This window comes from Paenibacillus sp. FSL P2-0322, assembly GCF_037975315.1.
Classification (GTDB): Bacteria; Bacillota; Bacilli; order Paenibacillales; family Paenibacillaceae; genus Paenibacillus; species Paenibacillus polymyxa_B.
This window is the reverse complement of the sequence record NZ_CP150243.1, coordinates 1,408,042-1,434,230: the sequence shown is the minus strand read 5'-3', so window position 1 is coordinate 1,434,230 and position 26,189 is coordinate 1,408,042. Positions and strand designations below refer to the sequence as shown.

General features: G+C 47.8%; 20 protein-coding genes and 1 riboswitch. All 20 genes read right to left on the bottom strand.

The annotated features are described in order from the left end of the window. Nucleotides 1-20 precede the first annotated feature (20 nt). The 20 genes from MKY24_RS06280 to gltB all read right to left on the bottom strand — a co-directional run bounded on the left by MKY24_RS06280 (nt 21) and on the right by gltB (nt 26,029). The gene (locus tag MKY24_RS06280; protein ID WP_071559045.1) at nt 21-1,595 is read right to left on the bottom strand and encodes a glycosyl hydrolase; all 1,575 of its coding nucleotides are present in this window, start codon (nt 1,593-1,595) and stop codon (nt 21-23) included. Nucleotides 1,596-1,608: 13 nt separating this feature from the next. Further along, nucleotides 1,609-1,689: riboswitch (cyclic di-GMP riboswitch) on the bottom strand. Nucleotides 1,690-1,844: 155 nt separating this feature from the next. Continuing rightward, on the bottom strand, nt 1,845-3,221 hold the full coding sequence (locus MKY24_RS06275; protein ID WP_013309163.1) for a sugar phosphate nucleotidyltransferase: 1,377 nt from the start codon (nt 3,219-3,221) through the stop codon (nt 1,845-1,847). Nucleotides 3,222-3,476: 255 nt separating this feature from the next. Further along, the gene (locus MKY24_RS06270) at nt 3,477-3,623 is read right to left on the bottom strand and encodes a hypothetical protein (RefSeq protein ID WP_155613653.1); all 147 of its coding nucleotides are present in this window, start codon (nt 3,621-3,623) and stop codon (nt 3,477-3,479) included. 263 nt (nt 3,624-3,886) lie between these two features. Further along, entirely contained in the window at nt 3,887-5,215 is a 1,329-nt protein-coding gene (locus tag MKY24_RS06265; protein WP_028543107.1) for a UDP-glucose/GDP-mannose dehydrogenase family protein, read from the bottom strand. A gap of 5 nt (nt 5,216-5,220) precedes the next feature. After that, nucleotides 5,221-6,321: a glycosyltransferase gene (locus tag MKY24_RS06260; protein WP_023987424.1), complete on the bottom strand. Its 1,101-nt coding sequence runs from the start codon at nt 6,319-6,321 to the stop codon at nt 5,221-5,223. Nucleotides 6,322-6,349: 28 nt separating this feature from the next. Next, complete coding sequence (locus MKY24_RS06255; protein WP_028543108.1) at nt 6,350-7,498, bottom strand: glycosyltransferase family 4 protein; 1,149 nt, start codon at nt 7,496-7,498, stop codon at nt 6,350-6,352. After that, nucleotides 7,495-8,682 (bottom strand): glycosyltransferase family 4 protein, encoded by a 1,188-nt coding sequence (locus MKY24_RS06250; RefSeq protein ID WP_023987422.1) that lies wholly within the window; start codon nt 8,680-8,682, stop codon nt 7,495-7,497. The genes MKY24_RS06255 and MKY24_RS06250 overlap by 4 nt, the downstream gene beginning before the upstream one ends. After that, nucleotides 8,669-9,508, bottom strand: a complete 840-nt coding sequence (locus MKY24_RS06245; RefSeq protein ID WP_023987421.1) for a glycosyltransferase family 2 protein — start codon at nt 9,506-9,508, stop codon at nt 8,669-8,671. The genes MKY24_RS06250 and MKY24_RS06245 overlap by 14 nt, the downstream gene beginning before the upstream one ends. A gap of 22 nt (nt 9,509-9,530) precedes the next feature. After that, nucleotides 9,531-10,910 (bottom strand): oligosaccharide flippase family protein, encoded by a 1,380-nt coding sequence (locus MKY24_RS06240; protein WP_013309157.1) that lies wholly within the window; start codon nt 10,908-10,910, stop codon nt 9,531-9,533. A gap of 5 nt (nt 10,911-10,915) precedes the next feature. Continuing rightward, the gene (locus MKY24_RS06235; RefSeq protein WP_023987420.1) at nt 10,916-12,358 is read right to left on the bottom strand and encodes an O-antigen ligase family protein; all 1,443 of its coding nucleotides are present in this window, start codon (nt 12,356-12,358) and stop codon (nt 10,916-10,918) included. A gap of 5 nt (nt 12,359-12,363) precedes the next feature. After that, entirely contained in the window at nt 12,364-13,134 is a 771-nt protein-coding gene (locus MKY24_RS06230) for a WecB/TagA/CpsF family glycosyltransferase (protein WP_028543109.1), read from the bottom strand. 4 nt (nt 13,135-13,138) lie between these two features. Beyond that, on the bottom strand, nt 13,139-14,476 hold the full coding sequence (locus MKY24_RS06225) for an O-antigen ligase family protein (protein WP_023987419.1): 1,338 nt from the start codon (nt 14,474-14,476) through the stop codon (nt 13,139-13,141). Nucleotides 14,477-14,486: 10 nt separating this feature from the next. After that, nucleotides 14,487-15,422: a glycosyltransferase gene (locus tag MKY24_RS06220; protein ID WP_013309153.1), complete on the bottom strand. Its 936-nt coding sequence runs from the start codon at nt 15,420-15,422 to the stop codon at nt 14,487-14,489. Further along, nucleotides 15,422-16,120: a sugar transferase gene (locus MKY24_RS06215; RefSeq protein WP_013309152.1), complete on the bottom strand. Its 699-nt coding sequence runs from the start codon at nt 16,118-16,120 to the stop codon at nt 15,422-15,424. Before MKY24_RS06215 ends, MKY24_RS06220 begins: the two co-directional genes overlap by 1 nt. 16 nt (nt 16,121-16,136) lie before the next feature. After that, on the bottom strand, nt 16,137-17,030 hold the full coding sequence (gene galU / locus MKY24_RS06210) for a UTP--glucose-1-phosphate uridylyltransferase GalU (RefSeq protein ID WP_013309151.1): 894 nt from the start codon (nt 17,028-17,030) through the stop codon (nt 16,137-16,139). 39 nt (nt 17,031-17,069) lie between these two features. Beyond that, nucleotides 17,070-17,708, bottom strand: coding sequence for a CpsD/CapB family tyrosine-protein kinase (locus MKY24_RS06205; RefSeq protein ID WP_028543111.1), 639 nt, complete (start codon nt 17,706-17,708; stop codon nt 17,070-17,072). After that, nucleotides 17,692-18,435 carry a Wzz/FepE/Etk N-terminal domain-containing protein gene (locus MKY24_RS06200; protein WP_023987416.1) on the bottom strand — a complete coding sequence of 248 codons (744 nt, stop codon included), beginning with the start codon at nt 18,433-18,435 and terminating at the stop codon, nt 17,692-17,694. The genes MKY24_RS06205 and MKY24_RS06200 overlap by 17 nt, the downstream gene beginning before the upstream one ends. A gap of 281 nt (nt 18,436-18,716) precedes the next feature. Then, the gene (locus MKY24_RS06195) at nt 18,717-19,355 is read right to left on the bottom strand and encodes a response regulator transcription factor (protein WP_013309148.1); all 639 of its coding nucleotides are present in this window, start codon (nt 19,353-19,355) and stop codon (nt 18,717-18,719) included. Between the two features lie 116 nt (nt 19,356-19,471). Further along, nucleotides 19,472-21,109, bottom strand: coding sequence for an ATP-binding protein (locus tag MKY24_RS06190; protein ID WP_028543112.1), 1,638 nt, complete (start codon nt 21,107-21,109; stop codon nt 19,472-19,474). 321 nt (nt 21,110-21,430) lie between these two features. Then, nucleotides 21,431-26,029 carry a glutamate synthase large subunit gene (gene gltB / locus MKY24_RS06185; RefSeq protein ID WP_339201623.1) on the bottom strand — a complete coding sequence of 1,533 codons (4,599 nt, stop codon included), beginning with the start codon at nt 26,027-26,029 and terminating at the stop codon, nt 21,431-21,433. Between the last annotated feature and the right edge of the window lie 160 nt (nt 26,030-26,189).

The window sequence follows — 26,189 nt, the reverse complement described above, 5'->3', positions numbered from 1 at the left end:
TGACCGGGAAAGAGTATCAATCAAGGAAGAAACAAAGCGTTTCCGGGAATCACCGCTTTCGCTTCATGCTGACTTTCCCACATTAGACGTGCCATCGCGTCGCCTTTTTCATCATAGTATTCCACTTTTAAATCTACCATTTTGCCTGCTTCCAAAGTAATACTACCTTTACGCTCTGTCCAGCTTTGTTTGAACCAGCTGTCAATAACCAACTTGCCATCTACCCATACACGGATACCGTCATCAGATATCGTTGTGAACGTATAGGTCTCGCTATATTGCGGTTTGATTTTACCCGTCCAGCGAACCGAGAACTGATCGGCATTCACCTTTGGATCAGCTGCATTGGCACGCCAGTTGTAGTCCAGCTTGCTATCTGTACGGATCAAAGCAGGACTTCCGCTCAAATTCATATTGTTAAAATATTCGCCCTGCAGCCCGTTCACATATACCACATCAGGAACGGAAGGAGGAGTCGGAGCCGGGATAGGCTCACTTTGTCCCTCGTCCGGTAAGGTCGGTACGTCTGTCCCAGGTTGTTCGATTGCTGCCAGCCCATTTTTCACATCATCCCGCGTCAAACTCTTCGAATCATTCATATAATCCTGAATTTGATTTGTTGTGTTATTCTCAGTCAGCATCTTGCCCCAAGTCATGGAATATACCCATTTAGGTTGAGCCTGCAATACCTCAGAACTAGGCATCTCACCGTGCTCCCCAATGGCAATCGGCTTATTCCGTGCCAACCCGAGCAGACCTTCGTAATGACTTTGCTTAAAATCATTGTTGTAAATGTCTACTGCCAAAATGTCCACTTTGTCATCCCCCGGGTATTTCGGGGTATATGGGACGGTATACGAATTGGGAGCATTCGGACTCCATACCCACAGCAGATTGTTCAATTGATGTGTGTTTGTAAAACGGTCGTACATGATATTCCATAGCTGATTGAAATTATTTTTGTTTCCCCACCAGAACCAGTCACCATTCATTTCGTGGTAAGGTCTCCACAAAACCGGAACCCCTGCATCACGAAGCTGCTTTAACGATACAGCGACCTTATCCAGATCGGCAATGAGGAGGTTATACTGCGCAGTACCTGGAGTCACGTATTTGTTGAACTCTGCCTGACTTACTTTCGCCTGTACATTGGCCCAAGTCAGTGGCCTACCTGGTAGCGCTTCATGAAAAGTCATCGTCACAATACCACCGGATCTGTCCCAACGGATAGCACTATCGACGACATTTTTACGTTGTGCTGCTTCCGTAGCGTCAGATTGACCAGAGATAGCTCCCATCTCATAGCCGTGTACACCAACATATGCCTGACTGATTTTTTGGACCTTGTTACTTAATTCATCTGGACTTTCCAAATAATCATGCTGACCGGTGACTATTTTTTTCCCTGAGATGTTGAGTAAATAATTGTATAGTTCACGGGCCTGAGTAGAAGCGTCCGAATTAACAGGTTGTAATGAAGCGGCATTCGCCACCGACAGAGAATCTCCAAAACCGACGGGCAACAATGAAAAAAGCATAACAACGGGGAGTACATGACGTATCAGTCGATACAGAGGAATAAAATTGAATCTCACTTTCGCTCTTCCTTTCGGTAGCCAGGCTGCCATCCTTGTGGAAGGCCCTTTAGCTTTGCGTACCTGCCTTTCGACAGGGCTGCGTTTATCGTTGGAAGGAGTTTGGATTCCTTCTTACCCTAAGTATCGACTTTTTTTTACCAAAATTTAATAGGTCATGTTCATGAATTTACAGGTTTTCGCCCAATTTCGACAGTTTAGGCTATGAATTTTCATGAATTCGTCTTTTTTTCGTTTTTACGAAAATAATTAGGAGATAAATTGGTGACGGGAAATTTCATTCCAATCCATACAAAAGCGGACAATATCCTCTTCAACCAACTCAGAGCCAGTCTGCACCTCAATAAAATCCACATCGGTCACTGCCAAAATGCTATGCTTCGTCCCTTCAGGGATACGTACTACGTCACCAGCCTTCACTTTGTGCAGCTTCTCATTCAAAATAATTTCCGCTTCACCGCTAATAATGGTCCAGATTTCACTTCGTTTGAAATGAAGCTGGTAGCTGATATTTTTGCCTTTCCGTACGCGGATTCGTTTGGTCAATACCTCGTTACCCTCGTCATACTTGACATAATCCACAACCCGATACTGTCCCCAACGACGTTCTTCATACATTGGACGCTGATCATGAGCCTTGAGCACTTCCTTAATACGAGGACTTTCTGCCTTATTGGTCACAAGAATGCCATCCGGGCTAGCGGCTACGATCAGATCATTCGTTCCAATGATCGCCACAGGAATGTCTAACTCGTTAATAAGGCTCGTATTGACGCAATCCTCCGTTACTACACCTCTGCCCACTTGTTGATTAGACATTTCTTCTGTGAGCGTATTCCAGGTACCCAAATCCTTCCAAAAACCATCATACGGAAGAACTACGATGTCCTTTTCCTTCTCGACTACTTCATAGTCAAAGCTGATTTTTTCCAGAGATGCGTATTGCTTTTGCATTTCTTCATAATTAAGCGGCAACCCCTTGGATGCCAAGATATCCAGCAAATAACTTAATTTGAATGCAAAAACCCCGCAGTTCCATAGAGCATTGCGTTCAATCAGACGCTCCGCCTGCTCCCGGTCGGGTTTCTCTTGAAAATGGCTCACTTCACGGTAGCCTGTGCTACCTTGAGTGGCATCGTTTTTCGGAATAATGTAACCATATTTCTCTGAAGGATAGGAAGGGACAACCCCGATTAAAGCAAGCTTGCCTTCACTCTCCTGAAGCGTATGTTCCAGCTGGGCTACGGAAGCGAAGAAAGCATCCTCAACATAAGGATCTACAGGCAATATTGCTATAATTTCATCAGGTGAAACACCTGCAATGGAATATAGATAAGTCGCTGTCAGCGCAATCGCAGGAAAGGTGTCTCTGCGTTCCGGCTCAACAATAATGCGCGTATTCGGCCCGACCTGACTCTGGATCATTTCGACCTGTGCTCTCCCTGTCGCAATAAACGAAGATTCTGATAATCCGTTGTCTCCCAATTGTCTCCATACCCGCTGTACCATGGATTCCGAAATCCCCTCCGGGCTCTCCAGTACCTTCAAAAATTGTTTGGAACGGGAATCGTTGGACAAAGGCCATAATCTTTTACCGGAACCACCAGACAAAAGTACGAGCTTCATAACTCTCCACTTCCTCTCTATAATGTATGGGTGATCGGATGGGGCAGGGTTGAGTAGTCCGCTACAGGCTGGATTTGATCTTACGATCGCTGTTGGACCGGGATTCATTCGATTGTATAAAATCGTATAAAGGTTTGAATCCCGGTCCAAAGGCGAACACTATCGCTTCTCCAGATTCAAATCCAACCCTTCGCTACTCAAAAAATGCATCATATCGATCATACCTTGTGGTGCAAAAGGCACGACCGGACATTATTAAGTCCGGTCAGCCTGTAAAAATCTCACGCCTTCGGCAACAGCAATGGCGTCTTTGCGTCGCAGGAGCAGCATAGCGTATCCGCATGGTAGTGCTTGCTCCACAGGGGCGGCGCAGCGCCGCTTGATCGGAAGGAGCGGCATCAACCGCGCCGCTCCTTCTGATCTGCCCTTCTACTCCCCCCATAAGGTGGGAGTTTAAAAATTGTGACTCCACGGCGAAAAGCAGCGGAGCGGGCAGAATTGTTCTGAAGAAGCGTCAGCGTTTGCCTTTATCCCCGGATTTTAACCTTTGAATGTTTTATATAATCCAGAAAATCCGGGGGTAACAGCAATCGGAAGAACAATCTGCACGCGCAGCGCCTTCAGCGCCTCCAACACCGCCACAGTCACTTTTTAATCTGTCACTTTTAAACTTCCACTTTATCCCGATTCCACCCACTCATCCGCGGACGACCCACGGAGTAGTATTCCAGCCCGGAGCCTTGGATCTGTTCCTCACCGAATACGTTACGACCGTCAATGAGAACCGGTTTGTGCAGAATGGAGGCCAGTTGTACGAGATCAACCTTTTTGAACTCTTCCCAATCGGTCAACAGGCACACAGCGTCGCTACCTTCAGCGGCTTGCTGTGGGGACAAGCACCATACAATATTCGGGTGATCCACGCGCTCCTTGAATTTATCCATCGCAATAGGATCATACAGCTTGACAATAGCGCCTGCCTGAATGAGCGTTTCTACGATTTCCAGTGCTGGAGCTTCGCGGATGTCATCTGTATTGGGCTTGAAGGCGAGGCCCCAAATGCCAATGGACACACCGTTCAGTTGACCCAGCGATTCGCGCAGCTTGGATACAATCATAAAGCGCTGGTCGGTATTCACCTCGACCACCGATTTCAACAACTTAAATTCATAGTCTACATTACCTGCAATTTGGATAAGCGCATTTGTGTCTTTTGGAAAGCAAGAGCCACCATACCCGATCCCTGCTTGTAGAAAAGAGGAGCCAATCCGTTTGTCCATACCCATACCGTCAGCCACACAGGTTACATCGGCGCCAACCTTTTCGCAAATATTAGCGATTTCGTTAATGAACGAAATTTTAGTTGCCAGAAACGCATTGGACGCGTATTTGATCATTTCAGCACTACGGATATCCGTCACATAGATTTTATCCGTGAAGACCTGATGCAGAGTGACCATGGTTTCACGCAATCCTGTATTGTCCAAACCAATAATGATGCGATCCGGATGAAGCGTATCATTGATGGCTGAGCCTTCTCTCAAGAACTCCGGCGCGGAGACGATATCGAAAGACAAACTCGTGTGACGAGCCAACACGTCCTTAATCTTTTCGTTCGTTCCGACAGGTACAGTACTCTTGGTCATAATAATCTTATACCCGTTCATGGCTTTCCCAACATCAGCGGCCGCCTGTTCAATGTACGACAAATTCGCCTCGCCGTTAGCCAGAGAAGGCGTACCTACCGCCAAAATTACGATATCCGAGCGGCGTACCGCATCGGCCAAATCCGAGGTGAACTCCAACCGGCCCGCTTCCAGATTCAACGCGATCAATTCCTCAATACCCGGTTCATAAATCGGAGATTCTGCCCGGTTCAACATGTCGATTTTGTGCTGCTCCAGATCGACACAAATCACCTCATTACCTTTTTGCGCAAAACATACACCCGAGACGAGCCCAACGTATCCAGTACCGATTACAGCCAGCTTCATTCCGTTCATCCTCCTTTTAGAAAATTCACATAGGCTTGTTCTACATACTTTTTTAATTGATCCTTGAAGTTTTCTTCATCAAATTTGCGGGCATGGGTAATGATATCGTCCACATTCCATGCATGTTGCTCAACCTTTTCGACGGCCTCCAGCACATCCTCTACTTGATGCTTGCGGAAAAATACGCCGTTCACATGAGGAACAATCGTATCCAGCGCTCCCCCACCCTGAAAAGCGATGACAGGCCGTCCGGCCGCATTCGCCTCCAAAGGCGTAATACCGAAGTCCTCTTCACCAGGAAAAACGAGCGCTCGGCATTCTGCCATCAGCTTGTTAACCTCTTCATCCTCAAGCCTGCCGAGGAACTCAATGTTCGGAGCAGCCATACCTTCGAGTCGTTTACGGTCCGGTCCTTCACCCACAATGCGCAGCTTGAGACCGTTACGTTTGAATGCTTCGATCGCGAGATCGATGCGCTTGTAGGACACCAATCGGGATACGATCAGGTAATAGTCACCGATGTTTGTAGCGCGTTTAAAACGGGATGTATTAATAGGTGGGAAAATCACATCCGAATCCCTTTGGTAATAGTGCAAAATTCTTCGTTTAACAACCGAAGAGTTGGCAACAAACTGGTCTACGTTGCGAGAAGTTTTGGCATCCCATGTTTTCAACCGGTTCATGTACAGCTTGAGCATGTTTTTGAGCAGGTTGGATTTGGACTGCCGGGCCATATATGTATCGTAATCCCAGGCAAACCGCATCGGTGTGTGACAATAACAAATGTGAAACGTATGTTTGGGTACCTGGATGCTTTTCATAAATGCACTACTGGAGCTTAAAACAATGTCGAAATCCCTAAAATCAAAATCACGGATAGCAATGGGATACAGCGGCAGCACTCCTTTGAAGTTGTCCTTCACCCCTGGGACTTTTTGTAGCCAAGTGGCTCTAATATCCGCATCCTTCAAGTTACGCGACAGGCGGTCGTCGCTGAACACCGTTGTGAAGATAGGAGCCTCCGGATACATATCGTGGAATACCTCTACTACCCTTTCCGCTCCGCCCATTTGGATTAAGTAATCGTGTGCTATCGCTATTTTCATCTGAATCATCCTTTAACGCGAATGTCGGTCAGACTCCTGCCAACAAACCCTTATAGTAATGAACTATATCCTTAACTGTGTTCTCGATGACAAAATGCTTTTTGACCCGTTCCATCCCTCTCTCACCCATCTGCTGACGTTCTTGTGGATGCTCCAACATCCAGCGGATGGCTTCTTCCAGCTTAGCCGGATCACCCGGTTCAATAAGCAGCCCGGTTTCATGGGGTACCACCGTTTCCTTGGGTCCACCCTCATTGGAAGCAATCACTGGGAGACCCGCAGCCATGCCTTCAATAATGACCTGACCGAATGGTTCTGGTGTAATAGAGGTATGAATCAGCAAATCACAACGCTGCATCAGGCCTTGAATGTCATCGACGTGTCCCAGCAGATTGACGTTAGCCAACCCGTATTCGCGCATCGTGGACTCTAATCGTTGCTTGTATTCCTCTTCTCCGAACAACGCATCTCCAGCCAGCCAGAATTTCACGCGCTGATCCGGTAAAAAGGAGCGTGCCGCTTCCAGTAAAATATGCTGTCCCTTCCATTCCGCCAATCTGCCGACCAATACGACGTTAAACGAGTCATCACCACGTGAATCCGCAGCCGTGTCACGTGCTGTAATTGCTTTGGCAAAAGCAGAGTAAACGACGAGCGTCTTTTTGTCCGGGGGTAACTCCAACGCACTCAGCGTGGATTTGGAATTTGCAATCACTCCGTTGGGCAAAAAGCGGGACATCAGCCGAATCCCTTTGGCCACAATCGGCTTCAGATACGGCGGACCGATGTGGTCACGGATATGCCAGATCAAGGGCAGCTTCGCCGATTTGGCGGCTACTGTACCATACAGTGCAGACTTGAGCGAGTTCGTGTGAACGCACACGACCTTTTCCTCACGCAGCAAGGGCGCAAGTTTTCTACCGTAAGCCAGCAAACGAAAAGCTGCTGCAGGCGCACCTAGATTCACGGCATTCCGTCCCCGATTGCGAATCGAATCGTCCAATGGAACGATGCGCACATCAATATCACGCTGCCGAAGCCGATCTGCTAAATCGCCCTCCTCTGCCAAAATAACGAGCGGGTCGATATGTTCCCCGATATTCGTCAGTATGTTATACAAAGCGACTTCGCCGCCGCTCCATCTTGCCGTATGGTCAATATAAGCTACTCTCATCATTTCGCCGCCGCCTTTCTATCAAGGACCTGTCGGAACACCTCTTCCACCTGCTCCGCTACATGTCCCCATGTATATCTGCTCAGGACATGGTCCCGGCATTCCCTTGCATTCGGTAGAAGTTCACGATGATCCAGCACACGCAGCAACCCTTCAGCAATGGCTTCACTATCCGTTCCCTTGAACAAAAGCTCGGGACGGAATCCTCTTAAAATCTCCTTATTGCCACCCACAGGAGTCGCCAGCACCGGCAGTCCCGAGGCCATCGCCTCCACTGTGATCAGACCGAAACCTTCCAGTGCCTGTGTAGGTACAACGAACAAATTCGATGCTTGGTGGTACAGTGGAAGCTCCTCATCTGACACATAACCGAGCAGCCTTACATGGTTATGAAGATTGTATTCCGCCACCTTGGAAGCCAATTCCTCCATCAAGGGGCCCTTCCCTCCAATCAGCAACACATGATCAGGATGACGCTCGGTTACTCGTCGCCATGCTTCCAGTAGCTGTAGCAGTCCCATTCGATTAACAAGACGACGAACGGTGAGCACAATCGTCGCATTTTGCGGCAAATTCAGGCGCTTCCGCACCGCTTCTTGATCCTCTGCCGGGTGGAACCTTTCTACATTCGCCGCACCAGGAATAACATGAATTTTGCTGAGTGGAACCTTATAGTGCTCATGCAAAATATCCCGAAAGGTTTCGCTTAGCACTATAAATTTATCCGCCAATCCGTAGGCCTTCATTTCAATGGATTTAGCCAACGTCGTTTTTAGCAAATGCTTGATGCCCTGTCCTTCAATCTTCATTTCCTCCGTCCACGGTCCGTGAAAGGTGGTAACTACCGGAATTCCTCTTTTTTTCGCCTCCAGCGCCGGTCCGACACCATAGGGAGCAAAATGGGAATACAGTACATCCGTCGGTTGCTTGTCAAACAGCTCTGCTGCATATTTTTGCATTAGCTCTCGACGCTTCCACATGGATTGCTGCTTGCTGCCAATCGAATGAATCCGAATACGGTCGGGCGCCTGCGGCTGCTCGTCACTACAGATTAGAGCATCCAGCGTATTGCGCTCTAACGTAAGCTGCTCACAGATGGATTTGAAATATGTGTTGAGGCCTCCTGGCTGCAAGGACGGCCAGCTAAGCCCCGTTGCCGCAATACGAAATCCGTTATTGTACGACATAGCTGGTTTCTCCTTTCTGCTCGGTATGTCCGTCATCCACGATTTCTATCTTTTTTCGCCGCTTGGTTAGCTCATAATGCTTGAAGCAGACGAGAAACTCATACATCACCCAGAATACTGCTACGGCAAAACCCGCCAATCCCTTGCGGTATAAGCCTTGGACAAAATACTTCTGCACAAAGCGGGCAGGAGGCCGCCACAACAGTCTGGTAATCCGAAAGGATCTTCCTTTGTTAAATGCCGTCTCTGCTTCCAGATCTGTATATTTGTTAAAACGGGTCATATGATCACTGATGCTGCGGAAGCCGTAGTGCCATAACACGCCCTCCAGATTGACAATCTGGGAAGAGGCTACATCCGGCATTTCATGAACAAGACTATTCGTAATGCCATAAATACGCCGATTGTACAAACGAACCAGGTATTCGCCTTTGTTCATCCATTTGCCGAGAAAATCTCCAATCCGGAATACGGAATATGCTTTGGCCGGATCGTGGAGCGTTTCCTTTACTTTCAACAAGTCTCCAAGCAACTCTGCATCCACTACTTCGTCCGTATCAATCAGGAATATCCAATCAAATTCCGCTTTTTCAACACCAAACATGCGCTGTTTGGCATAACCGGGCCACGGGTTGGAAAACACCCGACAGCCCAAGGATTCAGCTACCTGAATCGTATTGTCCTTGCTCCCTCCGTCAATGACGACGATATCGTCCGCAAAGGGCTTGCAGGATTTAATGGCGGCTGTGATTCGAGTGCCATCATCCTGAGCGATAATAACTACGGATATCCGGTTGTCCGCGGGAACGCTAGACATGTGGTTCATTAGCGGGTGCCTCCTTCTTTATCTAACCGTTAACTGGCTTTTTCCGGATGTAGTGTGACATCGTTGATCGGAGCCATTGAAAATCTTGTTTGGAAATAAGCAGTCTTGGAATCTTCATTTTTAGAACGAATTTAACATTACATAAAATGAAAATGAACCGTAGAATCCCCGAAGACAGCATTGCTATCCCTGCACCCGTCAATCCATATTTCGGTACGAGTATGGACAGCAATGGAATGACGAGCGCCAATCCGACACCCTGTAGAATGGTAACCAGTTTGGGCTTACCCAACGCCATAAATTGTTGTGCCAGCACCATGGTTCCCCCACTGATAGCAACCTCAAGCACCAGGAACCGGAATACCGTAAGCGCTTGTTTAAACTCTTGACCATATAACAATGTAAATACGAACGGAGCAATCAGCATCAGCATCACCGCAGCCAGAAAGGTTGCCGTTGATGTCACTCGAAATGCCCGAAATGTTATGGCCACCGCCTCTTCCTTATTCAGACCGGAGGCTTTGGGAAACAGCACGACAATGATCGAGGTAGAAAATACATTCACCATCCTGGCCAAGCTGACCGCTACTGCATATAAACCGAGATCAGCGGGTCTGAGCAGACCCGCAATCAAAATCTGATCAATATAAGTGGAAACCTGCCCCATGAGATCATTTCCGTATGAACCCATACCGTAGGTAAAGAGATTTTTAAATTGCGTCCAGCTGTTCTTTACCTTTGGTTTGTACAGCCGAATCATTCGTATCGTGACACCAATATAAATCGGCAAGCCCGGCAGTAAATAGGCCAATGCCGAGGTGTACGGATTCATATTTCCGGTTAAGATCAGAATCGCCAGACCCAGCAGTGTACTTAGCGGTACCAGATACCGGAATAAATTGTACTGCTTATATTCCGAGCGAACTTGAAGCAATGCATTATTGATCTGTGAAATCGCTATGAGCGGACACATCATCATGGAGCACTGCGCGAAAAGTATGACCGATGAAGAAAAAGAGCGCAGCCAATAAGGAATTAGAAAAACTCCGACGAGTGTCGCCAAGCCCCCGAACATGGTAGCCAGCAGCAAGGCCAGACCATACAGCTTGCCCGTTTCCTCCGGTTTCCTTTTCGCATTGTAAATTAATGCAGATGGGACACCGAAGCTCATGCAGAAGGCGAGAAATTGGGACCAGTTCACCATCGCTGTCTGTTCCCCGCGTCCAGTAGGACCCAGGAATCGTGCCGTTAGCACACCAGTCAGCATATTCACGACGAGAATCAGCATACTGAATATCATCGTTTTTACTGCTGCAGAGCTGTTATCCTTGCTTTTGGCAAACCGAATCACCGTGGACCATAGTGTCCGGACAGGTGCGGATAATGCTTGTAAGTTTTGCACAGCCTTTACCTTCTTTCCGCGATGACATCTTTTGCCCATAGTCCTATTCCGATCATCATCCAGATCAGATAGCCGCGCATACCGGGGAAACCATTATCTGATATGAGACTGGCTACAGCTCCGGCCCACGTAGCCAACGCCAGTCTGATATAAGGCTGACTGGCATCTCGTGCGGCAATACGGGCGAGAAGGCGCTTGATGATAACGAAGAGACCACCGAAGAAAAAGAATGCCCCGAAAATACCGAAGGTGAGGAAAATGGCGATATATCCATTATCCATAATCCCAAGTTCGCCGAGATCGCCGCCGTTATCAAGCTTGGTTCCGATTCCTACACTCCCAATCCCCTGCCCGACCGGATTGCCAGCAATCGCCGGAAGCATCGTATGCAGTAAATCCAAACGTTCATTGTACGAATGATCCTGCTGAATATCCGTCAGCGTCTGCATGCGAGCCACCAAACCTTCTGCCCCTGGAAGTTTTGGAACAATGATATAGAGAAGAAGGCCAACTATAGCTAGTTGAAACAAGGTTTTCCACTTTCCCTTGGAAGATGAACTGAGAATGTAAGCCAGTAACATGACGAATGCAATTAGCCAGGCTGAACGTACCAGCGTGATTAAGAGACAAACGACCGTCAGCAGGATTCCGATCCATCCCAAAGTGCCACGCCAACGTTTTTCCATTAGCATGGGTACAAGTGCCATCGCCAGGAAAATAGCGCAGGGACCGGGCGAGTTCATGGAAGAAAATACTCTGATTTGAAGTGGTTCTGGAACACCAATGGAATTCATTTCTACATGATTCATCCAAAATGCATCCCACGGAGGCACCGTCAAGTACTGAATAATGCCGTAAATTGCCACAAGAACAGCAATGTTGGCATATGAATACAGCAGTCGGTCCAGCTCCTTCGCCTTCATGGGCTTAATCGCAAGATAAGGCAACAGGATCAAAGGAACCACATAATTGGCTAAATCATAAGCAAAAACAATACCATTTTTGAATAACCCGACCACACTTCCGTAGGCCAATTCTATGCCGAAAAATACAGCAATTCGGGTCAAGGGTTTTTCCGCCTGATGAATGCCTCGCAACACAGGAATAATCAACATACTGCTTACCAGCAGCGGTGCCACGCTCAACAAGGAAACCGAGTGATACGTTCCCTCCATCCAATCCGCAATGCGGCGGATTTCCGGGCCTACTGCCCACACTGCCAGTGTGTAAGGAATCAGTAGCCGCGATTGCAAGATCGCCAGCAGGAAGGCCGGAAAAACGAGCGCCAGCAATATGGCTCCCTGCTGGCTCATGGTGGGATTCATCTTGGCGCTGACAAATCCGATGGCGAGTGGCAACATACAAGCCAGCAACCCCATGCCGATCATGCTGATTCCACGCCGATTTCCTAGCCAAACGGAAATCTGCTGATCTGCCAACCGACTCATGTTTCTCACCCCTGACCTCCCTTCATCCGCTTCCGCTTGAACATCTCCTTAAACAGCAGAACGAGAAATTGGGAATCCTCAATCAAATATCTTTTCCACAATCGTTTAGGCTCCTGAGACAACCTCCAGAACCATTCAAATCCCGTCTTCTGCATCAGCTCCGGTGCTCTTTTCACATTTCCCGACAGGAAATCAAAGGTCGCTCCCACCCCAATCGAAATCGGAGCGCGGTAAGTCTCGTAATATCTGTAGATCCATTTTTCCTGTTTAGGGGCGCCTACACCTACAAAAACGATGTCCGGGCGAGCCTCTTGAAGCAGTTGGATAATGTGCCTATTCTCCTCCTCGTTTTTCTCAAAACCATAAGAAGGAGAGTAACAGCCCACCACATTCATGTTCGGATAAGATTCCTGGAGATTGAGCATAGCCTTCTCAGGAATACCGTCAGCTGCACCCAGAAAAAATAAACGATAGCCTCGATCCTCAAAAGCCTCTCCCAACCGAGTGAACAAATCTGACCCGGAGACCTTTTGTTTGAGGGGTTTTTTCAGTAACTTGGACGCCCATATGATAGGCATCCCATCGGCCACTACAGCTCCGGCATCCGAATACACCTTGCGGAATTCATCATCCTTGCGAAGCTTGATCACATGATCGACATTACAGGTCAAAATGTAGGAATGACGCTGATGTTCAATAGAGGTATCTATAAATTCGAGTAGATCATTAAAATCGTAATTATCAAAGTTGACATCGAACATGTTCACTCTGCTCATCGTATCACTTCTCTTTGCGAAAATCGGTTTGAGTAGATGTCTGGTATAACGCGTTCAAATACCAGCAAAATGGAATAATCATCTGAACCGTCGACAACGTATTATCTGAAAACGAGTAGATCAGAAAGCCTGCAATTAAGCTTACAAAATAAGGTTTGATAGACTTGGCAAGCGACCGGTAAATGAGAGCGAACACGATCAGCAATGAAAGCATTAATAGCCCGCAACCGATATATCCCGTGTCAAAATAAAAGCGTATATACTCGTTATGCGGTACAACAAAGCCATTGAATAATGTCCCATCGTTCGCGACCGTTACCGCGCCAAGACCTCTCCCTGACCAAGGGTAATCATGTACTCTGTTCAAAAAATATTCCCATGCCTCCGAGCGTCCCGACAGGTCAATGCCTGTATCGGTCTCCCGTTCGAAGGAGCGTTTTTTTAAATTGTTCCATTGCAGGGCCACCGCCCCCAGAGCAACCAAAAACGATCCGGCCAGCGGTAGCAAATAATTGACTTTCCCCTTGAGGTACTGACGGGCAATATCAAACAGATACACAGCAAACATTAATAACAATGCCAGAATCGGTCCACGTGTACCGGTGGCGATCAGAATCAGAAAGTTCAGTGCCAACACAGTGTAATAAAATGCGGCTTGCTTGGGTTTACGCTTGACCTCAATTAGAGAGACGGCAATTCCGAGAAAGGAGAGCATTGCCAGATGCGGCGGTATATTCGCTCCTTGTACTCTGACTGCGCCCGTAAATTCTACATCCGTAAACGAATGCAGCCCTAGAACCTGCAAACCCAATCCAATGACCACACTAATAATTGGCAACAGACTGATCAGTCGGATATGCTTTTCTGCTACATCCTTTTTCCACTGGATCAGTAAAAAAAAGAAAGGGAGTGATAAACCGACGAACGCCTTAACGGCAATCGAGGTCGTTAACAAAGGCAGCCATGCTGAAAATCCAAATGTGATCCCCAGCATGATCACCAATGCCCAGACCGGATAGCTGAACTTGAGACGTATGCCATACACGAGCATGCACGGCACCAGCAGAGCCAAAATGCCCAATTTGTACAATGACAAAATCTCAATACCGAACACGCCACCCTGATACAGAGAATCGACTGAGACTGCTGTACTTAGCAAAACAGCGTAGCTGATGCGCTCTGGATGATGGATAGAAACAGCCAGCAAGAGCAGTAAACATACCGCCGCAATACTGACCACCGGCTGATAGGTAGCCGCAATTCCTACAGCAAGAGCGCCCAGTAGAAAAATAAAAACATGCTGTATGGTGTTTATTCTAGTAGTCCAAGGATAGTTACTCATGTTCCATCTTTCACCCCGCAGCTGACTCGCTTTTCCGGTTGCGCAGTGTATCCAGTGTCCCACGGATACTTTCAAGCCTGCACCGGTTCAACAGCTTCCTGCCCTCACTACGTGCCAGCAGGGAATCCAAAGTGATGTATAACACTTTGGCTGCCGTCTTCGCCATCAGCATCGCGTTGCCGCGCAGACCTACGGCCTGAGCAGCGTTAGACATGCCCTGACAATAGTAGCGGTTCATGATCCATTCTTTCGTTAACCGTGAAGCCGGCACAAAATGTTCCACAGACATGTGTGGATGATACATAATCGTTCCACCATTTTTACGGATTTGCTCGAATACCCACGATTCTTCACCTGATAGAAGGATATCTCCCTTTCTGCCTAGATGAAGCGGGAACATAACGGCGGCAAAAGCCGTTTTGCGCATCGCCATATTCGCTCCAAATGGATTCAGTCCAGACGGATATTCACGAACGGCTTTGCCCAGATCAATAATCGTGTAAGGCAGTTCAAGCGGGCCTGTTAGCCAACCCGGTCGTTCCGTCTCAAACATAGGGTCAATTTTCCCACCCATAGCCGTCAGCTCAGGATTGTTCCCGAATGCTGACATAATCGTTTGCAACCATGTAACACACGGAATTGCATCATCATCGAGAAAAGCAATGACTTCCGCTCTTGATAACGTAATGCCTGCATTGCGAGCAGCAGACAGTCCTTGTTCGCGCTCATAATGATATCGGAGATGGATATTCTGACCATGGGCGACGGTGAACCTTTTGATCGTCGCTGCTGTATGATCGGTGGATCGGTTATCGACCACAATGATCTCAGCCAGTGCAAGGTCTTCCAGCTCCAGCAGGGACATTAACGTTTTCTCCAGCAGGTCCGCCCGGTTATAGGTGCAAATAACGACGGACACTGCGGGACATCGCTTGAATGCATCCATCAGTAAGCATCCTTGGAGAACAGCATTTTAACGCCTGTTTTCATGATGATTTTCAAATCGAGCCACGTATTGCGAACATGAATATACTTCAAATCCATTTGCACCATTTCTTCGAAGCCTACACTGTTACGTGCGCTCACCTGCCAGTAACCCGTACATCCCGGTGTTACAATCAGGCGTTGCTTATCATAATCAGAATATTGCTCGACCTCGCTGGGCAACGGCGGACGCGGACCGACTAAAGTCATGTCGCCGACCAACACGTTCCACAGCTGCGGAATCTCATCAATACTCGTCTTGCGCAGAAAACTGCCAATTTTCGTGATCCGAGGATCGTTTTTAATTTTAAACATGGCGCCGCTCACTTCATTCAGCTCCATCAAGTCCTTTTTCAGTTCCTCTGCATTGGACACCATTGAACGGAATTTATACATATCGAATAACTTCTCATTCTTGCCCACCCGAGTTTGCTTGAAAAACACGCTTCCCTTTGGGTCTTCGAGCTTAATCAAAACGCCTACCACTACAAAAAGCGGAAGCAAGACGATCAAGCCCACGAACGACAGCAGCATATCAAGGAGGCGTTTTGTGACCAGGTAGGACGTTTTATCCTGAATTTGTGTATTTCCGTATGGCATGTAAAACGCTTTACCTGACATGACAGCCTCGCCGTCCTCCGGTAAATTTTCCATGCTCATGCTGACGTACCCCCTCTCAACCTGCCGTGGTTGCTTTCTCGGTCTTTTTCAACCATTCATTCATGGCCTCCATAACCGGATACTTCAAATCATCGCTGGCAAGTGCAAATTCAAGTGTGGTTAAAATATATCCAAGACGCTCACCCACGTCATAACGAGTGCCTTCAAAATCATAGGCGTACACACGCTCACTCTGATTCAGCTTTTGGATCGCATCCGTCAACTGAATTTCGCCGCCAGCTCCTTTTTCCTGAAGATCAAGATATTTGAAAATTTTCGGCGAGAACACGTAGCGACCCATAATAGCCAAATCAGATGGCGCTGTGCCTGGAGCCGGTTTTTCTATAAAATTATTCACTCGGTACAAGCGTCCGTCCTGCTGATCCGGTTCAATGATGCCGTACCGGTTCGTAAATTCCTGCGGTACCCGCTGCACACCGATAACCGAATTTTGAGTTTCCTCATACTGATCCATCAGCTGGCGCAGGCAAGGTTTTTGACCTGTTACGATATCATCGCCCAGCAGCACACCAAACGGCTCGTCCCCGATAAAGCGTCTTGCGCACCATACCGCATGTCCAAGACCTTTGGGTTCTTTTTGGCGAATGTAGTGAATTTCCACTCCCGAAGAACGCTGTACTTCCTCCAGAAGTTTCAGCTTACCGTCCTCGAGCAGTTTGGATTCCAGCTCAAATGCGTTGTCAAAGTGGTCCTCAATGGCACGTTTGCCTTTACCCGTAACGATAATAATGTCCTCAATACCCGAAGCAATCGCTTCTTCCACGATATATTGAATCGTAGGCTTATTGATAATTGGAAGCATTTCCTTAGGCATCGCTTTTGTGGCAGGGAGGAAGCGCGTACCTAACCCTGCTGCTGGAATAATGGCCTTTTTCACTCTTTTCGTCATCGCACTCATTCTCCTTGCTTCATCGAATTTTGGTGTTGCTTACTTCACCTGATTCATCACAATTCCAACCAGCGTCGCACTGGCCTGCTCCATGAGTTGCTTTGTTTTGCGTAGATCTTCCCGTTTGGTACGACCATGTCTAGCAACGAGAATCACACCATCCGTCAAGCCTGCAATCAAGCGAGCATCCGTATAATTCAACGCCGGAGCCGAATCAAGCAAGATGATGTCATATTCACGTTTGAGCTCTTCCAGCAGCTCAGCCATACGTTCGCTACCGAGCAGATCTGCTGCGTTGTACAGGGTGTCTCCACCGGGAACAACCGATAGCTCCAGCCCACCATGCCTAACGATAGACTTGGAAGAAGCCCCACCGCGCAAATAAGCCGATAGACCTGCGGTATTCTCCATTCCGAATATTTCGTGCAGCGCTGGTTTATGCAGATTGCAATCCACCAGAGCCACCTTCTTGCCTTCTTGTGCAAAGGAAACTCCGATGTTGGCGAGCAGTGTAGTTTTACCCGCTCCGCTTTCCGGCGAGGTCAACAATAGAACCGTGCCACGGTCCTTTTGCCCAATCACCTGCTGCCGGATGTATGTACGGAGGGATCGAAATGATTCCGAGATATACGATGATGGATTACTTTCTGTAATCAACATGTCATTCAATCGCAGCATATTTACGCTCCCCTACCCGTTCTTTGGAATTTCCGGCTGCTCCATCGACGTCTTTCTTGCGAATGACTGGAATCGATGCGATTACCGGAATACCGATGTCCGCGTCCGCTTCTTTCTCCGAGCGCAGCGTGCCGTTAATGCTTTCCAGGAACACAATCGTGCCCAATGCAATCATCAGCGATACGAGAAAACTAATCGCAATATTCATGAGCGGGTTCCCATTAATCGGGTCAGGATTGGCCTGAGGGTCCGCTTCATTTAAAATTTTCACATTATTCAATTCCATCAATCCCGGAACTGTCTGTACGAATTTCTGGGTTACCGCGTTTACAACCGCTGCGGCCTGTGGATAGCTCCCTGCCTCAAACGTCAAACCGATAACCTGACTTTTATCCGAGGATTTAATCTGCAGCTTCTCTGCCAACTTCTGCTGCGTCAAACCGAACTCGGGATGAGCCGCTACAACAGCGTCCATAATTTTAGGTGAAGTGAGAATTTGCTTGTAGCTTTCCACCAAATTAAGACTTGTGTTGACGTCGTTCAGATTGTTACTCCCCTGCTTGGCGGAAATATGATTAACCAGCAGTTGGCTTGAAGCGGAATAGACTGGCTTCACAACATTGTCGCTCACAAAGTATGTTGTTACACATGAGAGAATGACAAAAATTGCGATCAGCCACAATCTTCTTTTGATCAGGACTAGATAATCCAAAATGGTTTTCTCCACAAAAATCCTCCCTCCTATACAATTTCTCTTCATATTTAAGTATGACTTTATTGTAACAATTGGCTCTGTGAACGACATGGAACCGAATGGCACTTTCTCCCTCACTATGGGGGGAGGGAAATGTATACTTTCGGATACGGCATGGTATACTTTTGTACCATGCTTTGTCGATTATGGAAAAAGAAATCGAAAAAAGCCTCAAAATCACAAAGCTTGGTGATTTTGAGGCTTTTCTTTCCACTCGCATATAAAAGTGCAGCGCAGCTTATAGAGTCAGCGCATCATACCATGTTTGTTGGCTCGTACTTCGCCAGACCAATGGCATTGGCATACAATGCTGCCTGCGTACGATCCGCCAGCCGCAGCTTGGCCAAGATCTGACTGACATGCTTTTTGACTGTGAACTCACTGATAAATAACCGCGATGCAATTTCACGATTGCAGGCTCCTTGTCCCAGCTCGACCAGCACTTCCTTTTCCTTTGGCGTCAGGTCGTCCGACAGATTGCCCGCATCTTCACGCAGCTTGTTTTCGAGAATAGCCGGATCATAATATTTGCGTCCTTTGTTGACAAGATGAATCGCGTAAATTAATTCCTCAGGCAATGCTTCCTTAAGCACATAACCATCCACGGAAGCTTCCTCTGCTTTCAGAAAATCTTCACGTGTTGCGGAAGAGGTCAGCAAAATAAATTTGCTTCTGAAACCACGTCCGCGCGCTATCTTGATAATATCCAGCCCCGATTCATCAGCTAGTTTCAAATCCAGCAGCACCAGATCCGGATCTGTTTCCTCGATCACCACAAGTGCTTCCTGTTGATTCTGGGCCTCTCCCGCAAACTGAACATTGGGCTGCATGGATATAACCGCAGCGAGTCCTTTCCGTACTAAAGGATGATCATCGACAATGACAATTTTCATGATTCGGCCTCCTGTCTACAGTTCAGGATTTGCATAATCCCTATGTATCCGATTGTTACCGCAGATTTTGTATTGCAGAATGTTCACGCATTTTATTCGAGGATTTTGCAAAATCCTCATTCATAAGCATTTACCGGAATGGACAATCGGATCTGTGTTCCCTCTCCGATTCGACTTGAAATATCAAATTCGCCTCCCATCGATTGAGCTAAATATTCCATATTCATCATGCCCAGGCCCCCGCCTGCACTGACCGCCTCACCTCCTGCTACCATTCTCGCCGTCTCAAACCCTACTCCGTCGTCATGAATAGACAGTCTAATCACTTGGGGCGTCAATTTTAACTTCACATCAATTCGCTTGGCCAATCCATGACGGATTGCGTTCCCCGCCGCTTCGGAAATGATGCGGAACAAAGCTTTTTGGTACAAATACGGAAGTGAATAATGATCACCATGAATGTCAAAATCAATTTGTACATGGTTCAGCTTGGAGAGTGTATGGAGATGACTTTTCACCGTCCCTAACCAAGTTGAGCCTCCGCTTTTTTTCGAGCTTAGACTATGAATCGCCCCTTTCAGCTCTCTAACCGCTTGGTTAGCAGATTGCTGAATTAGATCAATTTGCTCCTCCACCTGCTCCTTTGGCTGATGACACCAGGTTTGCCGGAGAGAATGCGTTGCGTACACAATACCAAAAAGACTTTGAGAAACATTGTCATGCATTTCATTTGCAATTCGGTTCTGCTCATTCGTCACAATCAGCTGATTTTCAATACGCTCCAGCTCATAGCGCTCCAAGAACACAGCGCTCAGCTCAGCCAAGAATATCAGTTGTTGCACGAGCCAGCGTCTTCCTGTCAGACTTTGATCCGGGCCCAGCTTGAGGCCAATCGTCGCTACAAAACGGGTCGTCATCGGTACTGTGATCATGAGGAAATCGCCCCATTCTGGCAGATGTCTGAAAAATGGTTCACGCTCTTCCCTGAATTCCTCCCGATAATTCCCCAGCTCCTCAAATAGCTGCTCCTCCTCCTCTACCGTCCAGCCTGTCTGGCTACTTTCCGGTGCATCCTCCTCCTGACTATCCAGCCAGAAAAATGCACGGCTCTGCTTTGTTAGCTTGACAGTATAGTCTGAGATGACCTGGCCGAGATTTAAAGCCTCATTGTGGCTGGTCGTCTCCATGATGTGGTAAATCGACTTGATATGATCCATCGTCTCATTGGCTTGTTCTTTAGCCACCTTCAGTTCGTCCTTCATGACGCCGATAACCTGCATTGCCATCGTAGTTACGATCAGTACCAGAAACAAATTGATATTCTGCAATATAAGATCCCACAAAAAATATTGACCTGGTGTAAAAAAGATATAACAAAATGTAAGCACCAAGCCGATATAAGAAAGGAGGAGTGTCCAACTGTATCTCATAGACAGATGAGCACAAGCCACCAGCATGGGGGTAATCACATACCATTTGAACGGGCTATCCATCCCTCCGGTTGGGAATAACAACAAAATGATCCCTGCTGTTTCTAGTGCAATGCTGCATTTCAATACCATATCATGAAGTCTGTATTTACGGTAAATCCAAGTAAATGCTGTAACGGATAAAAATAGAAAACCAATCAGTAATAGCTTCTGCCACACGATTAACCTAGATGATTCGAACAGAAAAACAAGTGACGTTAGAGATAGTGATACATAACGGTATAAAAAAATCATTTTGTCTTCTGCTGACTTCCTCAACTTCATCCTGTCACCCTATTCTGTGTTTTGAAGGGACGATGGGCATATTAGGTTTGTTTGTGTACTCTAAAAAAATCATAACCAATCCAAAAATAAATAACAAGACATAAACTCTTACGTAAACGGTTACATTCCAAAAAATTTGGTACTTTTTATAACATATTTACCGTTTCAGGAAAACATTTTGGGGGTAATGTCAGAATTTATGACGTTTGTCAAGGAAATGAATCACATTTTTAGCAACCTAAAAAAGACTTGCTGGTACCACCGTGATTATAACAGCGGTATTCAGCGAGTCCTTTTTTAGTAAATTTGGTAGTCTACATTTTAGCCCCCGGCACGCGCCAATTCACGCATATTGGCTTCAAATGCTGCCAACAGAGCTTCATCTCCGCTCAAACCAGTTGCCTCTTCTTTTTGGATCTGTTCAACCATACGCTTGTAATCCTTTGGAATCACCCGTACAAACTGCTGAATCGCAGTCTGCCAATCATCCAAAATACGTTGTCCCGCTTCACTACCCGTGTAAGTGACATGGCGTTGAATCAAGCCGCGCAAATCCGCTGCTTCTGCAGGTTCTTCCACACCTTCCAGCAACACCATTTCCAGATTACAACGGCTCAGGAAAGTCCCCTCAGGGTCATAGACATATGCAATACCTCCGGACATTCCGGCTCCAAAATTCCGTCCGGTTCCACCCAATACCGCTACACGTCCGCCCGTCATATATTCGCAACCATGATCCCCAACGCCCTCAACTACAATACGTGCGCCGGAGTTCCGAACGGCAAAGCGCTCGCCTGCGATTCCGCTAATGTAAGCTTCACCGCTGGTCGCTCCATACAAGGCTGTATTTCCGATAATAATGTTCTCTTCTGCCTTAAAGGTTGCTTTGTGAGACTTTTTCACTATAACCTTACCGCCAGATAGCCCTTTACCGACATAGTCATTGCTATCGCCTTCCACGCTCAGCGTGATGCCTTTCGGAATAAATGCCCCGAAGCTCTGACCTGCCGATCCAATAAAGTTAAAGCGAATCGTATCCTCTGGCAGACCCGCCGCTCCATACTTACGGGTGACCTCGCTGCCCAGAATCGTTCCTACCGCCCGATTTACGTTTGTAATAGGTAAGGTACCCTCAACAGGCGTTCCGTTCTCCAGCGCTTCCGCAGCCATCGGTACGAGCTGCTGCATGTCGAGTGTTTCTTCCAGACCGTGATTTTGGCGTTGTACGCGGTAACGTACACTACCTTCTTCCAACTCAGGAACATGCAACAGCAAGCTCAGGTCTACGCCCTTCTTCTTCCAATGCGAATCGGCGTTCACGGTATCCAGACAATCCGTACGTCCAATCATTTCCTGAATTGTACGGAAGCCCAATTCCGCCATAATTTCACGGACATCTTCTGCGATGAAACGCATAAAATTCACCACATGGGCAGGATCGCCCATATAATTTTTGCGCAGCTCCGGATTCTGCGTAGCCACACCAACCGGACATGTATCCATTTGGCATACCCGCATCATAATACAGCCCAACGCCACGAGCGGCGCTGTAGAGAAGCCGTATTCTTCCGCGCCCAACAGGGCAGCTACTACCAAATCGCGGCCAGACAGCATCTTGCCGTCTGTCTCCAATACCACGCGGTCGCGCAGGTTGTTCAACATCAGCGTCTGATGCGTCTCCGCCAGACCCAGCTCCCAAGGCATACCTGCATGGCGAATGGAGCCTTGCGGGGAAGCGCCTGTACCACCGTCGTAACCGCTGACCAGAATAATGTCAGCACGGCCTTTTGCTACCCCTGTAGCAATCGTGCCTACGCCTACTTCTGACACCAGTTTCACGTTAATGTCAGCACGCGGATTGGCGTTTTTGAGATCATAGATGAGCTCTGCCAAATCCTCGATAGAATAAATATCGTGATGCGGCGGTGGTGAAATCAAACCTACTCCTGGCGTAGAACCACGTACCTCAGCAACCCAAGGGTATACCTTACGTCCTGGCAGTTGTCCACCTTCACCCGGCTTCGCGCCTTGCGCCATTTTGATCTGAATTTCGTCGGCATTCACCAAGTAATTCGATGTTACACCGAATCGGCCTGACGCTACCTGCTTAATCGAACTGCGACGAGAATCGCCATTGGCATCCGGAATGAAACGTGCAGGGTTCTCCCCACCTTCACCCGTATTGCTCTTGCCACCGATCCGATTCATCGCAATCGCCATATCTTCATGCGCTTCCTGACTGATCGAGCCAAAGGACATGGCTCCTGTCTTGAAGCGACGCATAATGGATGCAGCGGATTCCACTTCTTCCAGCGGCACAGGCTCACCCGTAGGCTTCAACTGAAGCATCGAGCGGATCGTTAAATGCTGTTCCGTTTCGCCCTGCACCAGCTTGGCGTATTTCTTGTATAACTTGTAGTCTCCAGAGCGAACCGACTGCTGGAGCAAATGCACCGTTTGCGGGTTAAACAAATGCTCTTCCCCGTCGTTACGCCATTGATAGTCGCCGCCCGAATCCAGCACTTTGTCGTTGCCGTCCTTGTCGGTGAAAGCACGGTTATGATGAACCAGCGCTTCCGTAGTCACTTCCTCCAGACCGATACCGCCAATGCGGGAAGGTGTCCAGGTGAAATAACGGTCAACAAAATCCTGTTTCAGACCTACAGCCTCAAAAATTTGTGCTCCACGGTACGACTGAATCGTGGAAATACCCATTTTGGACAATATTTTAACGACACCCTTTGTTGCCGCTTTAATATAATTTTTAACTGCCTTTTCGTGCGAGATGCCGCGCAGCAAGCCCTGCTGAATCATGACATCCAGCGTTTCAAAAGCCAGATAAGGATTAACCGCGCTCACACCGTATCCAAGCAGCACCGCATAATGGTGAATATCCCTTGGCTCCCCGGACTCCAGCAAAATGCTCACACGTGTACGTGTACCCTGCTTAATCAGATGGTGATGCAGGCTGGAAACAGCTAGCAACGCCGGAATGGCCGCATTTTCCGCATCCACTCCACGGTCGGACAAAATCAGGATGTTATGACCTTTGTCAATGACACGGTCAGCCGCCTCAAACAATCCTTCCAGCGCCTTGCGTAAGCCCTCAGCACCTTCCTTCGCTTCAAAGAAGATCGGAATTGTCATTGATTTGAAGCCCGGACGGTGTACGTGGCGAATTTTGGCAAACTCCTCATTCGACAACACCGGCGAATCCAAACGAATCTGACGACAGCTTTCTGGTTCTGGATGCAGTAAATTGCGCTCTGGCCCAATCGTAGTTGCGGTTGATGTTACAATCTCTTCACGAATGGCGTCAATCGGCGGGTTCGTGACTTGAGCAAACATTTGTTTAAAGTAATTGTACAAACGTTGCGGACGATCAGACAGCACCGCCAATGGTGCGTCGTACCCCATTGAGCCAATCGGTTCTGCACCTGTAAGTGCCATCGGCTCCAGAATTTTGCGCAGTTCTTCAAACGTATATCCAAAAGCGAGCTGAAGCTGATTTACATTTTCATGTTTAGGCTCCGGCTGTTCTAGTGCTTCTGGCAGCTCATCCAGATCAACCAAGTGCTCATCCAGCCATTGCTGATAAGGTTCCTCGGAAGCGATACGTTCCTTTAACTCTTCGTCAGAAACGATACGGCCTTCTTGGGTATCAACCAACAGCATACGACCCGGACGGAGACGATCCTTATAGAGCACATTTTCAGGAGCAATATCCAATACACCCGCCTCTGAAGACAGTGCGATCAGATCGTCCTTGGTCACATAGTAACGTGCAGGACGCAGACCGTTGCGGTCGAGAATGGCTCCGATTTGGATACCGTCTGTAAACGCCATCGCAGCAGGTCCGTCCCACGGTTCCATCATGGTGCTGTGATATTCATAAAATGCTCGCTTCTTCGGGTCCATGGTTTCATGCTTGTTCCAAGGCTCCGGCACCATCATCATGGCTACATGAGGAAGGGAACGTCCGCTCAGATACAGAAACTCCAGCGTATTATCAAACATGGCTGTATCGGAGCCATCTGGGTTAATGACTGGTTTTACCTTCTTGATATCTCCACCAAACGCTTCGCTTTCAAACTGCGCCTGGCGAGCATGCATCCAGTTCACGTTGCCGCGCATAGTATTGATTTCACCGTTGTGAATCATAAAACGATAAGGATGCGCACGGTCCCAGCTCGGGAACGTATTCGTGCTAAAACGGGAATGGACCAGCGCGATCGCCGATGTCACCCGCTCATCCTGCAAATCCAGATAAAATTTGCCTACCTGCTCGGTTGTCAGCATTCCTTTGTATACAACCTTGCGACATGACAAACTTGGAATATAGAACGACTCACCGTTCTCATCCTCTTGGTTATAGCGAATAGCAAGCTCTGCACGTTTGCGAATGACATACAGTTTCCGTTCGAAGTCCAGCTCTTCCTTCAGATCGCTACTGCGACCGATGAATACCTGACGCACGCCCGGTTTAGCTGCTTTTGCCGATTTCCCCAGCATTTCGTCATAAGTTGGAACATCGCGAAAACCCAAACAATTTTGACCTTCGTCCACGATGATATCTCTTAGCTTCTGCTCATGTACCTCACGAACTCTGGGATCATTGGATACAAAAAGCATACCAACGCCATAATGTCCGGCCTTTGGCAATTTGAAACCCAATCGCTCCGCTTCCTCTTGAAAAAACAGATGAGGGACCTGAATCATAATCCCTGCTCCGTCACCGGAGTTTGGTTCACTTCCCTGACCGCCCCGATGCTCCATATTCACGAGCATGGTCAAAGCCTGACTTACAATATCGTGCGATGGTTTTCCCTTGATGTGGGCAACAAAGCCCATGCCGCAGGCGTCTTTTTCGAATTGGGGATCATATAGTCCCTGTTTGGGTGGTAAACCTGTCTGTCTCATGGAACGCAACCTTTCTGTTATAAAGTCATGCTGGCCTGAAATACAGGCGGCCGAATAGAAGACAGTGGCAACAAGAGGTAACTCAAAGAACAACTACGAGGAATGGGGGACAAAACATGTGACGTATTCAAGGCGGTACGGTCCGCTGAATGCGTATGTT

Coding starts and splice junctions, on each gene's coding strand:
- MKY24_RS06275 (WP_013309163.1), bottom strand. CDS start 3,221: ATGAAGCTCGTACTTTTGTCTGGTGGTTCCGGTAAAAGATTATGGCCT.
- MKY24_RS06265 (WP_028543107.1), bottom strand. CDS start 5,215: ATGAAGCTGGCTGTAATCGGTACTGGATACGTTGGGCTCGTCTCGGGT.
- MKY24_RS06260 (WP_023987424.1), bottom strand. CDS start 6,321: ATGAAAATAGCGATAGCACACGATTACTTAATCCAAATGGGCGGAGCG.
- MKY24_RS06255 (WP_028543108.1), bottom strand. CDS start 7,498: ATGATGAGAGTAGCTTATATTGACCATACGGCAAGATGGAGCGGCGGC.
- MKY24_RS06250 (WP_023987422.1), bottom strand. CDS start 8,682: ATGTCGTACAATAACGGATTTCGTATTGCGGCAACGGGGCTTAGCTGG.
- MKY24_RS06245 (WP_023987421.1), bottom strand. CDS start 9,508: ATGAACCACATGTCTAGCGTTCCCGCGGACAACCGGATATCCGTAGTT.
- MKY24_RS06235 (WP_023987420.1), bottom strand. CDS start 12,358: ATGAGTCGGTTGGCAGATCAGCAGATTTCCGTTTGGCTAGGAAATCGG.
- MKY24_RS06230 (WP_028543109.1), bottom strand. CDS start 13,134: ATGAGCAGAGTGAACATGTTCGATGTCAACTTTGATAATTACGATTTT.
- MKY24_RS06225 (WP_023987419.1), bottom strand. CDS start 14,476: ATGAGTAACTATCCTTGGACTACTAGAATAAACACCATACAGCATGTT.
- MKY24_RS06220 (WP_013309153.1), bottom strand. CDS start 15,422: ATGGATGCATTCAAGCGATGTCCCGCAGTGTCCGTCGTTATTTGCACC.
- MKY24_RS06215 (WP_013309152.1), bottom strand. CDS start 16,120: ATGAGCATGGAAAATTTACCGGAGGACGGCGAGGCTGTCATGTCAGGT.
- galU (WP_013309151.1), bottom strand. CDS start 17,030: ATGACGAAAAGAGTGAAAAAGGCCATTATTCCAGCAGCAGGGTTAGGT.
- MKY24_RS06205 (WP_028543111.1), bottom strand. CDS start 17,708: ATGCTGCGATTGAATGACATGTTGATTACAGAAAGTAATCCATCATCG.
- MKY24_RS06195 (WP_013309148.1), bottom strand. CDS start 19,355: ATGAAAATTGTCATTGTCGATGATCATCCTTTAGTACGGAAAGGACTC.
- MKY24_RS06190 (WP_028543112.1), bottom strand. CDS start 21,109: ATGAAGTTGAGGAAGTCAGCAGAAGACAAAATGATTTTTTTATACCGT.
- gltB (WP_339201623.1), bottom strand. CDS start 26,029: ATGAGACAGACAGGTTTACCACCCAAACAGGGACTATATGATCCCCAA.